11 protein-coding genes and 1 tRNA gene are annotated in these 12,756 nt (G+C 61.4%); 4 read left to right on the forward strand and 8 right to left on the reverse strand.

Features of this window, described 5'->3' with window-relative positions; translation table 11 throughout:
* Positions 1-5 precede the first annotated feature (5 nt).
* Positions 6-920, reverse strand: a complete 915-nt coding sequence (locus tag ASD58_RS02365) for a hypothetical protein (protein ID WP_229209870.1) — start codon at positions 918-920, stop codon at positions 6-8.
* On the reverse strand, positions 907-2,067 hold the full coding sequence (locus ASD58_RS02370; protein WP_082565171.1) for a serine hydrolase: 1,161 nt from the start codon (positions 2,065-2,067) through the stop codon (positions 907-909). Before ASD58_RS02370 ends, ASD58_RS02365 begins: the two co-directional genes overlap by 14 nt.
* 66 nt (positions 2,068-2,133) lie before the next feature.
* On the opposite strand from ASD58_RS02370, the gene ASD58_RS02375 reads away from it, so the two are divergent.
* From ASD58_RS02375 to ASD58_RS02385, 3 genes are all read left to right on the forward strand, one after another.
* Positions 2,134-2,751, forward strand: a complete 618-nt coding sequence (locus ASD58_RS02375; protein WP_057259479.1) for a TetR/AcrR family transcriptional regulator — start codon at positions 2,134-2,136, stop codon at positions 2,749-2,751.
* Entirely contained in the window at positions 2,748-3,602 is an 855-nt protein-coding gene (locus ASD58_RS02380) for an alpha/beta fold hydrolase (RefSeq protein ID WP_057259480.1), read from the forward strand. The genes ASD58_RS02375 and ASD58_RS02380 overlap by 4 nt, the downstream gene beginning before the upstream one ends.
* Positions 3,603-3,712: 110 nt before the next feature.
* On the forward strand, positions 3,713-4,339 hold the full coding sequence (locus ASD58_RS02385) for a M35 family metallo-endopeptidase (protein ID WP_057259481.1): 627 nt from the start codon (positions 3,713-3,715) through the stop codon (positions 4,337-4,339).
* Positions 4,340-4,384: 45 nt separating this feature from the next.
* Here ASD58_RS02385 and ASD58_RS02390 read toward each other — a convergent pair whose 3' ends face one another.
* From ASD58_RS02390 to ASD58_RS02415, 6 genes are all read right to left on the reverse strand, one after another.
* Complete coding sequence (locus ASD58_RS02390) at positions 4,385-4,795, reverse strand: hypothetical protein (protein ID WP_057259482.1); 411 nt, start codon at positions 4,793-4,795, stop codon at positions 4,385-4,387.
* Between the two features lie 18 nt (positions 4,796-4,813).
* Positions 4,814-5,743: a signal peptidase I gene (gene lepB / locus ASD58_RS02395; protein WP_082565173.1), complete on the reverse strand. Its 930-nt coding sequence runs from the start codon at positions 5,741-5,743 to the stop codon at positions 4,814-4,816.
* A gap of 15 nt (positions 5,744-5,758) precedes the next feature.
* A tRNA-Asn gene (locus ASD58_RS02400) sits at positions 5,759-5,834 on the reverse strand.
* A 49-nt stretch (positions 5,835-5,883) separates the two neighbouring features.
* Positions 5,884-6,969, reverse strand: coding sequence for a DUF4034 domain-containing protein (locus ASD58_RS02405; protein ID WP_057259484.1), 1,086 nt, complete (start codon positions 6,967-6,969; stop codon positions 5,884-5,886).
* Positions 6,970-7,096: 127 nt separating this feature from the next.
* Entirely contained in the window at positions 7,097-9,280 is a 2,184-nt protein-coding gene (locus tag ASD58_RS02410) for a TonB-dependent receptor (protein ID WP_057259485.1), read from the reverse strand.
* Between the two features lie 107 nt (positions 9,281-9,387).
* Positions 9,388-9,807: a cupin domain-containing protein gene (locus ASD58_RS02415; protein ID WP_057259486.1), complete on the reverse strand. Its 420-nt coding sequence runs from the start codon at positions 9,805-9,807 to the stop codon at positions 9,388-9,390.
* 121 nt (positions 9,808-9,928) lie between these two features.
* Here ASD58_RS02415 and ASD58_RS02420 point away from each other — a divergent pair, with 121 nt between their 5' ends.
* Positions 9,929-12,592, forward strand: coding sequence for a S8 family serine peptidase (locus ASD58_RS02420; RefSeq protein ID WP_057259487.1), 2,664 nt, complete (start codon positions 9,929-9,931; stop codon positions 12,590-12,592).
* Positions 12,593-12,756 lie beyond the last annotated feature (164 nt).

Below are 12,756 nucleotides of genomic sequence, written 5' to 3' on the forward strand. Positions count from 1 at the left end.
TTCGCCTACCGCTTGCCCGCCAGCTCCTGCGGCCGATACCACAGTTCACTGCGCCCCAGCGGCGTTTGCGGCGGCAGGTCGGGGTTGGGAATGCGGAACAGGCGACGCCGCCCCAGCCCGGAACGCTTGATCAACGGCCCCTTGTAGGTCATGAACAGCGCCTGCAGCGAGCCATCCTGCACCATCGCTTCCAGCCCCGCCTCCAGACGGCTGGCCAGCGCATCCCCTTCCGCATCGCGGCGGGTAAAGAAATAGCGCGCCAGCGGATAATAAAGCGCGATGTCCGGCTCCACCTCGAAGCCGAAGCGCTTGTGCCATTGATCGTATTCGCTCAAGGCTTCATCGACAGAGCGCGACAGCGCATCGAAGCGTTTAACTTCCAGCATGGAGAACAAGCCGTCGTAATTATTCCCCTCCACCACCTTGAAACCGCCAGCCTGCAAGATGCCGACATCAACCCAGCCCTTGCCCTGGCCGATGCTAAACCGGCGCAATTGCTCGATCGATCGGACGCCGGCGAACTGCGGCAAGTCTTCATGACGTACCAGCAGCAAGCGGTAGCCGATCAGCCCACGGTCAACCGGAATGCGCACCGGGCGAAATTGCTGTTCCAGTTGCACCGACGTCGCACGCACAAAAAGATTGATCGAGCCGACTCCTGCAGCTTCGGCGGTCACCCGCGCCGGCGACATGAACTGGCTGGCCTGGCGCAACTCATAGGGGCCGAACCTGGCGCGCGTCTTATCGAGTGCCGTGCGCAATACTTCCCAGTCGTACAGGTAACGGCTGTCATGCTCGGACTCCGGGCGCGGGTAGACAACCTGCTGCGGCTTGGCAGGACTTGCAGCCACCGCCTGCATCGTCAACAGTGCCACAAATAGCAGGCCGTAAAACATGGCGCAACCCTTAGCGTGGCGCACTTAAGCTGCGCGCAATCGCGTCCCGTAATGCAAACAGATGCCGGTTGCCGTCGAATTCCGCCTGCGGGCCGTTCCCGGTGTGGACAATCACAACCCGGGCAACCGGATCAATAAAGATGTTCTGGCCGTTGACACCCCAGAACATCGCCCTGCCCCCGGCAGCCTGCGGTATCCAGGCATGCAAGCCATAGTAGGGCGGATGGGCAGGCTGGGGCTTGTCGCGCCGCAGCTCGGTCATCTTCGCAATCCAGTCAGCGGGAACCACCTCTTTGCCATCGACGCTTCCCTGGTTCATCACCAGGTAGCCGAGCCGCGCATAGTCGTGCAGCGTGGCGGCGAATTGGCCTTGCACGCCCTCTTCGCCGTGGTAGTTCTTGATCCAGTAGCCTTTGACCTCCGCGCCCATGGGAATCCAGAGTTTCTCTTCAAGATAGCCGGTCAGGTTTTTTCCGCCCATGCGCTGCGCGAGGACAGCGCCCAGCAACGCTGTTTGCGCGCCGTTGTATTTAAACGCCGTACCCGGAGCCGCGGCGCGCTCCTTCTTCCTGGCCAGGTATTCCCGCACGTTCTGCCGCGGGTAGATCAGCGGGTTGACCGCACGGTTGTCCGAATCGGCTCCCGGCTCGAAGGAATTGAACAGGGCTGCTCCCGACGACATGCGCAGCAAGTCTTCCACCGTATCGTCGGCAAAGGCGCTGCCCTTGAAATCAGGCAGCACTGCCGAGATGCGTTCGTCCAGCGCCAGCTTGCCTTCCTTGACGGCGACGCCCACCAGCATGGCCAGTATGCTTTTCGACATCGAAGCAGACAACAGGCTGTCGCCTGGCTTGCGGCCTTGAAGATAGCGCTCGAACACGATCTGGTCGTCTTTCAGGACGAGAAATCCCGTGGTGCAGAATTTCGTCAAATACTGCTCGAGCGTATAAGTGTTCGGATCGTCGCGCAGCTTGTAACTGACCTCGCCCAAGGCCGGGCCTTGCTTCAGCGGGAATGGCGACGCGGCTGCATTTGCCGTGTTGTGCGGATTACCGTTCTGCGGATTGAGGAAGTACCCGGAACAATCGTCTCTCGCCCAAGCCTGGCAACCCGAGGCGAGTCCAATCGCCATGGCCAGTATGCCAAGGGTATTGGCTCTAGTCGTTTTCATGCCGGTGAGCTTAACCCGAAACGAAGAAACTTGACTAGAATATCATTCTAGAACAATATTCTAGCCATGACCAAAGTCGACCGCAAATCCGCCATCCTGTCCGCTGCCCTCGCCGTGTTTTCCGAAAAAGGCAACGAGGCCACGTCGATAGAAGACATCCGCCTACGCAGCCAGGCTTCGGTGGGAAGCATCTATCACCACTTCGGCAACAAGGAAGGCATCGCCGCCGCCCTGTTTGCACAGGGGCTGGATGGCTATTGGCAGCAGATCAAAGCCAACGTGGCGCAAGCCGGCAACGCCGAATTCGCCATCCATGCCATCGTCAGCACCCACCTGAACTGGATCGTCGAACATCCCGACATGGCGCGCTTCCTGTTCGCACGCCGCCAGGCGGTGAGCGCCGAACATGACGACGCTATCCGCCAGCGCACGGCGGACCATTTCAAGGAAGTGTTCGAAAAGCTGAAGCCCTGGTTCAAACAGGGCGTGCTGCGGCGGCTGCCGATCGAGCTATACGGCCCCCTGCTACTGGGCCCCTCGCAAGAACTGGCGCGCAACTGGCTGGGCGGGCGCATCGGGTTCAACCCGCTCAGCGCCATCGACGAATTGAGCAGCGCCGCGTGGCGCACGCTCGCCACCAATCCGGCCCATACGGGCGTCGCCTACGGAGCATCGAAACCATGAGCGCAACCCGCCTCGCCCTGCAAGCCCAGGACGGCCAGCAACTGGCCGCCTACCGCCACGAACCATCGCGCCCGCCGCGCGCACAAATCGTGATCGCGCCCGGCATGGCGATTCCCCAAGGCTTCTACGCCACCTTCGCCGCCTTCCTGGCGGGGCTGGGCTATCGTGTATGGACTTTCGATTACCGCGGCATGGGCGAATCGCGCGAAGGACCGCTGCGCCTCTGCAAGGCCGACATTACCACCTGGATTGCGCTCGATCTTGAATCGGTCGTACAGCACGCCACCCGGCAGGACGCAACCCTGCCCCTGTTCCTGCTCGGTCACAGCCTGGGAGGCCAGACCGCTCCACTGCTGCCGTCCATCCGCAAGGTGGCCGGCTTGATCAACATCGCCGTCGGCAGCGGCGCCACGCGCCACAACCAGCCGCGCATCCAGCGTTCGGCACCGCTGCTGTGGTACGTGTTGACGCCACTGTTATGCAGGCTGCTCGGCTACTTTCCCGGCAAGCGCCTTGGCATCCTCGGCGACATTCCACGCGGCGCGATGATGCAGTGGCGCCGCTGGTGCCTCACGCCGGACTACCTGCTCACAGGCGAACCTGGTGCGCGCGAAGCTTACGCTAACGCCAGCTTCCCCGTGCTCGGCCTGACTTTCACCGACGACGAACTGCTGCGCGAGTCCGGCTCGCGCATGCTGCATGAGGCCTACACCAGCGCCAAGGTTGACTACCGCGTGCTCAGCCCCGGCAGCTTCAACCAGGAGCGCATCGGCCACTTCGGCTTCTTCCGCGCGCACCAGGAAAAAGTACTTTGGCCGCTGGTCGGCGAATGGCTTGATCAGCACTGCTGATTTTGCCGTTGCCATGAACCGTCAGCTTGCATCGACTCCACGTCCTTAGCATGAAGATTCCCGGTCCAGCACACCTGCTGCCGGGCTTCATCAATCAAAGGAGAGAATCGATGAACCTGACTATCCTGCAAGACATCAACAAGATGGTGGCCGAACAAACCCTGGCCAAAGAGGTGGTCGACGCCACCAGCTCCGCCTTCAAGCGCCTGGCCGCCGACCTGGTCGAAATGGAGCGCCTGCTGAACGCACCCGACGCCACGATGAACCAGCGCCTGGCGGTCCTGTTCGGCAACAACGACACCGCCACCCGCGGCCAGGTGCGCGCCGTCATCACGCGCATGCGCACCATCATCCAGCGCCCAGCCTCGCTCAATATGACCTGGGGCAAGCCTCGCTCGAGCAGCGTCGACAACTACGCCTACGTTTATACCGATGTCGATCCGATGGTCGCCGGCAGCATGTTCATCTACTTCGACGAGCGTTACAAGATCCCCGAAGAACATGGCCTGAATAACCGCTACCTGACGCTGGTGCACGAGTTCTCGCACCTGGCGGCACGTACCAAGGACCACAAATATGACGAAAACTGTTTCTGGGCGCCGAACAAGGCCATGGGCAATTCCCGCGAAACCAATACACCGTACCGAACCGCCGAAGCGGTCGACAATGCGGACTGCTATGGCTTCCTGATGGCCGCCACCTTCCAGCGCACCGGCGCACCCTGCCCGCTGCCCTGAGCCCTGAAACCAAAACGGCCCCGCAATTTCCCGCGGGGCCGCCCGCTAAATCAGCCCGGGCAATGTGCGAAGAAGCTCTTGCCAGCCTTCTGCGCTGAAGCCTTCGCCACCAATTATCAGGGAATGCTTTTTCTCGCCTTCATTCCAGGACAGGATAAGCGAATAGGCATTGGCCTTCCTGGTGGTCAGCACGCTCGATTCGAGACTGTGCCGGCACTCTTCGCCGCACCAAATGGTGAGCGTGCTTCCTGAAAAATCGATCCTGTCGCCCCAACGATTCCGTGACTTGAAACTCCACAAGACAAACAGGACATTCAAAGTCAGCAAACCAACGGAATACCAGTAGCTGACGCCCAAAAGATAGTTCATGGGAATGACCATCAGGGCCGGAAACACGAACTTGGGGACATAGCGCCTGAAGGCTTCCGGTGCGCTATCCCGCGATATTGAAACCATCTTGATGCTCCATTCACTTCAATTCAGTTCACTGGACGGGGCGAACACTTTCACGACCTTGCCGATCACATGGTCTGCCGGGACAAAGCCCCAAATCCGGCTGTCTGCACTGTTATTGCGGTTATCGCCGAGGACGAAATAGTGCCCGTCAGGGACCCGGCATTCAATGCTGTTTTCGGTCGAACGGCATCGCTCGCGGCCGGGGAATTCCCGATCCTGCCAATAGGGAAATCCCGATCCTTGCGCCAGGATGGTATAGCGCACTTCCTTCAACTGTTCCTCAACCAGGCCCGAATCGCCAAGCTGCTTATTCGGCGACGGCACGCCGTTCAGTGTTACCTGCGTGCCTTCAACCTTGACTACATCGCCCGGCAAGCCGATCACACGTTTGACGTAAGTGGTCGCCGGCTCCAGGGGAAAGTCGAACACGACGAGGTCGCCATGGGCCAATGCGGCCGAACTGCCGCGGCCCAGGTTCAGCCCATAAGCGCTGTAGTGCCCATATCCGGCTTTTTGCGCCAGCAGGATAGTCCCGCGCGGCAAGGTCGGCTCCATGGATGTCGACGGCATTCTGAATGGCTCATACAGGAAAATACGCACTGCCATGACCGGAACCACAAAAACAGCAGCAATTGCCAGCATCCCCTTCGGCCGCGAATACCAGGGACGCACCGGCAGCGCAACACGGCGCACCATGAAAAACATCAACACCGGCAGCGCTAGCGACATCACGGTAGCAACAACCATCAACGCGGCAAAGCCCGGGAGGATGGTGCCGGCTACGGCGCACGCCAGGACGAGAATGGTAAAGCCGAGAGCCCAGCGCGCCTTGCCGGCATAAAGCAGCCCAAACGGGCTCGAAAACAGCGACAGCACAACCGCCACCCAACGCTTTGGTTTCCATTCCATTTGCCGCCTCCAATGCAAAAAGGCCATGTCGTAAAACATGGCCTTTTAAAATTCTGGCTCCCCGACCTGGACTCGAACCAGGGACCTGCGGATTAACAGTCCGTCGCTCTACCGACTGAGCTATCAGGGAAAAGAGGCCGCATTATATCGGCTGAATTTCCGTTTGCCTAGCCCCGGCATCATTTTTTCTCCATGCGGCGATCGCAGACATCCACTTTCCAGGAGTCCGGCCACAGCGGGTCCAGGATACTGTCGCCAAGTTCACGCCGCAACTTGCTGTAAGTGGCCCGGTCATTGGCGCGGCAGGCATAGGAAGCGAACTTGTTACGGTTATGGACCTGGTCCGGATAGCGCTGCAACATCTCCTCGAAACCGGCCTTCATCAGCTTCCAGTCCGGATCGCCGGGCTGGCCGAAAGTAAACGCATCCTCGCAACTACAGTCCCTGACCCAGAATAGCCGCGCATACATGGCACTACCCTCATCCCGTTGCGACAGCCCGGCTGCCCGGCGCGCAAAGCGCTCATATTCACCCGGTGCCCCACCCCATTTGGGCTCCTTGGCGCGCGACATCGCAACATGGATTTGCTGCGATGCCGGGAATGCCTTGACCGCCTCGTCGTAAGCGGCATTCAGACGGGAACGCGGAGCACTTGAATCGATCAGGATCTCAATATTCATGCTATGCCACCAGGGGCAGTTACCCGCCACCGCTTTGATTTCCTCCAACCGCGCCGACGCCTTGGCCAGGCGCTCGCGGAACAAGTCCCAGGCCTCCGGCGGTACGCTGCTGGCGTAACCGTTGCCGCGGCCGTGCCATGCATATGCCTGCCAATACATGGTTTCAATCATGGCTTGGGCCGGCGAATCCGGCGACTGCGCACGCCATTCGCGCAATGACGCGCCCAGGCCGCTCCAGTCCTTCGACGTGCCAATCAGCGTCCGAAACGTGCGCGGGAACACCAGTAACTCAGGCTGCCCGTCCGGCAAGCGGGTATCCTCCGCGCATAAAGCCAGCAGGATTCGGTCGAGTTGCCGGTAGTCGCGCTGGTGCCACATCGCCTTCAACGGCATGCCGCGCAGCCAGACGATGGTGTCGATTTCGCAGTTCTTGCTGACTACATCGTCCCTGCATGGCGCATTCATCGGGATGCCCGGCAAATCCGGCTTCGGCAGCAGCGATTTTTGTGGCGCGGGGCCGGCGCCCCAGGCCAGTCTGGCGGCACCAAGTACTGCAATCGATAAAAGGCGGGCTAACAGTTTCATCTGGCGGCTCCTTTCGATGGCGAAAGGCCAGATTAGCCTATCTCATCCCGCCTGAAAACAAAAAAGGCGGCCGCAGGCCGCCTTCGTGGATAAAGCCGCACACTCGCGCGGCGGCCTTATCCCGTGATCAGAACGAACCCTTGAACTGCACGCCAAACTGACGTGGCTCGTTGATGAAGCCAGTCAGGTTGTTGAAGTCGATGGCGCCGGTGATGCGGCGCTGGTCGGTGATATTGCGTGCGAAGGCTGCGACTTCGTACTTGCCGCCGTCCCAGTTGTAGCCCACGCGCAGGCCGCCTTCGGTCAGCGGAGCCCCGGTGAATTCAACTGCTTCATACAGGAAGAAGTTCACCTTCGAACGGTAGGACCAGTCGGTCACCACGAACAGGTTGCCTTCTGCCAGAGGGTAGTTGTAGCGGGCGTTCAGGTTGATGATCCACTTCGGTGCCTGTGGCAGCGCATTGCCGTCAATGACCACGCGGCCGGACGAATTGACCGGATCCAGGATGGTGCACTGCGCGCACTTGTTCACCGACAGCGAAGGATCGCGGATCTCGGTGAAGTTGTACGAAGCGCTGGCGGACATCTTGAAGTCGTTGGTGATGAAGCCTTCGATCTCGCCTTCGATGCCGCGGCCCTTGGTCTTGGCTGCGTTAATCAGCTTGGTGACGTTGGAGTTACCGCCAACCACGGTCAGCTGCTGGTTCTTCACGTCGTAGTCGTACACACTCAGGGAAGCGCGTGCGCGGCGGTTCCACAGGTCGGCCTTCACGCCGGCCTCAATCGACGTGATGGTTTCAGCATCGGCCACGGTAATCGGCACTGCGGTCGAAGCGGCAGCGATCGATGGCGCGCGGAAGCCGGTGGCGTAGCGGGCGTACACGCTGACGTCGTTGTTCAGCTTATAGGTGCCGCTCAGGTCCCAGTTGACTTTGTCCTTGGACTCGGAAAACGATTTCGGACCCACCAGGGTGGTGCCGGTGGTTTCCAGGGTGTCGAAATCCTTCTTGTCTTCGGTGTAGCGCAGGCCGCCGCGCACGGTGAACGCGTCGTTCACGGCGTAGTTCACGGAACCGAACAGCGCCCAGGCTTCGTTCTTCTGCTGCGATTTCACGCGCGAGGTCTGGGTGCCGGCAACGTTGAAGTTGTCCTGGCCTGCCACTGCCTTCTCGTCGAAGTAGTACACGCCTGCCTGCCAGTTCATCGGGCCGGTGTACTTGGACTCTACGCGGAACTCTTGCGAGTACTGCTTGATGTCCGGTACGAAAGCAGCGGTGGCAACCTGGAATGGCACGGCTGGTGCGTCGCCCGGATTGCCGCCGTCGATGTCGCCGCGCGAGTTGTAGCGGGCCACGGTCTCGTAACCGGTGATCGAGTACAGCTTGTGCGCGCCCAGGTCCCAGCTCATGCGCACGTTGGCGCCCTGGGTTTTCAGTTCCTGGTCTTCGCGGCCGTTGATGGCGATGCGCTCAGGATCGAAGCCGTCGACGAAGGTGTTGGAGCCCTTCTTGATGATGTTGGCGCGGAACAGGCGGGAGCTGCCGGTGGTCTCGCGCTGGTGGACGTTGAACAGGGCATTGAACACGCCGTTCGGCTGATACAGCACCTGCACGCGCTCGGCGTGCTCGTTATAACCTTCCAGCGAATCAGGCTGGCCGGTATAGGTGTTGGTCACGAAGTCGTCGCGGTGCTGGCGCAGGGTCGACACGCGCAGGGCCCACTCTTTCGACAGCGGCACGTTGGCGGCCGCTTCCAGGTTGACGGTGGCGTTGCTTGCGTAGGAAACGTTGTAGAAGCCTTCCACGCCGCGCAGGTTTGGCTTGGCCGATTCGAACTTGACCACGCCGGCCGGGGTGTTACGGCCGAACAGGGTACCCTGCGGGCCACGCAGCACTTCCACGTTGGCCAGGTCGAACATCGGGTAACCCTTCAGGATAGGGTTTTCCTGCACCACGTCGTCATAAATCAGCGAAACCGGCTGCGAAGCGAACACGGCGAAATCGGCATTGCCGTAGCCGCGGATGTAAAAGCGCGGGAATACACGGCCGGTCGACGATTCGACGTTCAGCGATGGCGTCTTGCCTGCCAGGACGCGGATGTCCTGGCCGCCGGACAGCAGGATGTCCAGCTTCTCGGCCTTGATCGAGGATACGGACACCGGAACGTCGCGGATATTCTCGGCGCGGCGCTGGGCGGTAACGGTCACTACTTCCATTTGGCCGGCTGGGGCCTGGCTTGCTTCCTGGGCCATGGCGGCCATCTGCACAGTAGCCAGGCTCACCAGCACGTGCATCTTGGACAACTTCATCATGTTCTTTCCTTGTGGGCGGTTTGATGGATGTCCCCTATTCTCCCCACAGCTTGCGGTCTGGCGCCGCAAAATAGCGGGCATTATATACCCACTATAACTTTTAGACACTATTCCTTGACCGTCAATGTGCTACCGGGGACTCCCGCATAGAACACCACCAGCTTGACCGGCCCCTTGCCCACATTGCGGCCGTTATGCAGGGTATTCACCACTTCGGCCAGTGCCTGCCCCGCCACCACGCGCTTGACGCTACCGTCTTTCAGGCTCACTTCCAGCTCGCCTTCCAGCACGTAGCCGAACGAGGGCACGGGATGCAGGTGCCAGCCGGTTTCGCCGCCGGGGGCGATTTCCACCATCAAGGCAGTGATTTCCGCCTGCCCGCCCGGATAGGCCAGTGCGGCGCCATTCCAGCTGGACGGCGATTGCAGCAGTTTAGTGACTTTGATGGAAGCGGACTGCTCCAGCGCATAGGCAGGCTGGGCAGCGAAGATGGCGAGCACGGCAACGACAGAAGCAAAGTTTTTCATGGCTGTCTCCGGTTGGTTTATGCCGCATGATAGACGCAGGTCAAAGTCCGATCAAATAGGCCTCCTAGACTGGCTTGATCCCCGCAACAAAAGGGGATTTCCGAACTCGCCAGGAGACATCATGAAGAACTTTCCGCAAGAAATGAGCCATGCCTCGGGCGCCTCGCTGGCGCTCGACACCACCCGCCTTCTCGTCGCACTCAAACAGCCGAAAGAGCGTAGCGCAGTCGAACAGTTCCTGCACAGCGTGGACCTGTTCCTCGAGGATGAAGCGGATGAAGGCATGGTGCCGGGTGAACGCGTCAACCATACCAAGACCCGCTACTTCGTGCAGTCGCGCCGCCCGCTGGATGACGGGCGCCTCGCCAAGATCGAAGAAGCCGGCGCCCAACTGGGGATCGACTGGATCGGCCCGGTCTACCGCCAGGCCGGCCAGCGCGGCCGGCGCGCCCTGATGGCGCCCCTGCCCCATGTGGCGCTGGTCAAGCTGCGCCAGCGCGATGCCGGTTTCAAGCTGCCGGAAGGCCTGGGCGCCAAAGGCGCCGCCGAGCCGGCGATCCAGGAGATCACCGAGAAATCGCGCTACCTGAACGGCCACCACTATCTCCAGATCAGCAACGTCAAGGAAATCAACGCCTACCAGCTGCGAGAACGGCTGCGCCAGATTCCCAACGCGCCGATCTCGGACTTCCAGTTCGAGACCATGCCTTTGCTGACGCCCACTTCGATCGCGCCCAACGACACCCTGTTCCCGCAGCAGTGGGACATGACGCGCATTGAAGCGGGCGGCCCCGGCACCACCGGCTGGGACATCACGACCGGCGCCGCCACTACCGTGGTCTGCGTGCTCGATGAAGGTTGCGACCTGACCCACCCCGACCTGCGCTTCGCCGCCCCCGGCATCAACCTCGGCACCATGAGCGGCGACGGCTCGCCCACCGGCAACCACGGCACCGCTTGCGCCGGCATCGTGGCCGCTACCTATAACAACGGCACCGGCGTCACCGGCGTGGCCGGCGATGCGCGCATCCTGCCGGTCGCCTTTGATGCCTGGACCGACGTCGAAGTGGCAGCCGGCATCAACTACGCCTCCGCCAACGGCGCCAGCATCATCAGCATGAGCTTCGGCTGGAACGGCTGGAGCCCGGCCATCATCGATCCCGCCATCCAGAGCGCCTTCAACAACGACCTGGTGATGTGCGTCGCCACCCATAACTACAACGGCCCGATCACCTACCCCGCCACCAATCCGCTGGTGATCGCCGTCGGCGCCTCCGATGAAATCGACAACCGCAAGACGCCGGCCAGCCCCGACGGCGAAGCCTGGGGCTCCAACTTCGGCCCGCAGATCTCAGTGGTGTCGCCCGGCGTGCACATACCCACCACCGACCGGCAGGGTGCGGCCGGCTACAACGCAACCGACTATGACCTGGTGTTCAACGGCACCTCCTCCGCCACGCCGCACGTGGCCGGCCTGGCAGCCCTGATCCGAAGCGTCTACCCCACCCTGGACAATATGCAGGTGCGCGCCCACATCGAACGCACCGCGCAGAAAGTGGGGGCGGTGGCGTATGCCGACACCGCCGGCAAAGCAAACGGCAGCTGGAACCAGGAAATGGGGTACGGCCGCATCAACGTCTTCCGCGCCCTCGATGAAGCGGACGTGATGATCAAGGATGCCCCGGCCGACAGCGGCACCGAGCCTTTCACCGGCGGTAATTTCTGGGACTTCTCCGACATCGTGGTGCGCATCAACGACGACAATGTCTTCGTGCCTAGCGACCCGCTGCAATCGAAGAATGTGGAGCGCGGCCAGGCCAACTACATCTATGTGCGCGTCACCAACAACGGCGCGCGCGACGCCCGCAATGTCTCTGTCAGCACCCGCATCACGCCGTATGTCGGCCTGCAGTTCGTCTACCCGCCGGACTGGACCCAGGTCGACGCCATGCACGTCAGCCCCACCGGCATCACCACCAGCTTTGCCAGCGTGCCGGCCGGCGGCACCGTCATGGCCAAGTTCCGCATCGAAGCGGCGCAGACGGAAGACCTGTACGGCTGGCAGGCCAACCATCCCTGGCACCCTTGCCTGCTGGCCGTCGTCAACGCCGATAACGACTACGCGTTTGCCACGGCGCCACTGACCGGCGACCCGATCAGCGCCCGCCGCAACAACCTGGCGCAACGCAACCTGTCGGTGATCGACGTACTGTCCGGCGCCGGCGCGGCTTTCCCCTTCGTGGCGGGCAGCCGCTATAACCGGGAAGCGCGCATGACGCTGGTGATCGACCGCAGCCACCTGCCGCAGGCGATGCCGCTCACGCTGTCGCTCGATGAAGACGGCGCGGCCTTCCCAGCCATCGACTTCGACAACCAGACCGACCCGGTGCCCGGCCAGACCCACGGCGATGACGACATGAAAAAGGATTGTGGCCTGGTCTTCCTGCAGGATACCCGGGTCAAAACCCGCTTCGCCTGCTGCTGCGGCATCCTGACACTGGCCAAGGGCTCGCACTTCGACTGCCTGCCGCATCGCACGCTTGGCAATGTGACGGTGGAAGGCGGCGACGTGGTGCTGCGCAACGGCAAGCGCTATGTCGAGGTAAGGCAATCCATTGTCAAAGTCACCATGGAGAAAGACCCGGCCATGCTGTATCCCTTGGCGCTGCAGACCAGCATTCCTGCGGCATCCCCCACAGGCAGCCAGTACCAGATCAACGTCGCGCAGCTCAATGAGCAGGGCACGCCTGTGGGCGGCGCGTCCATGATCTACCACGTCGCCTGACGGCGCGGCACGCCCTCCCGCAAGCAGCGCCACCCGGCGCTGTTTGCGGGCCTATCGAATCGCAAGAAGCCGCCGCCACATCTTTCGCTTTGACCTAAAAACAACTATTACTTCATAAATAATTGCCCGCTTAACATCAAAACCTATCAAAAAATCACCCCCTC

Origin of the sequence: Duganella sp. Root1480D1 (genome assembly GCF_001427305.1) — a bacterium.
GTDB lineage: Bacteria > Pseudomonadota > Gammaproteobacteria > Burkholderiales > Burkholderiaceae_D > Rugamonas.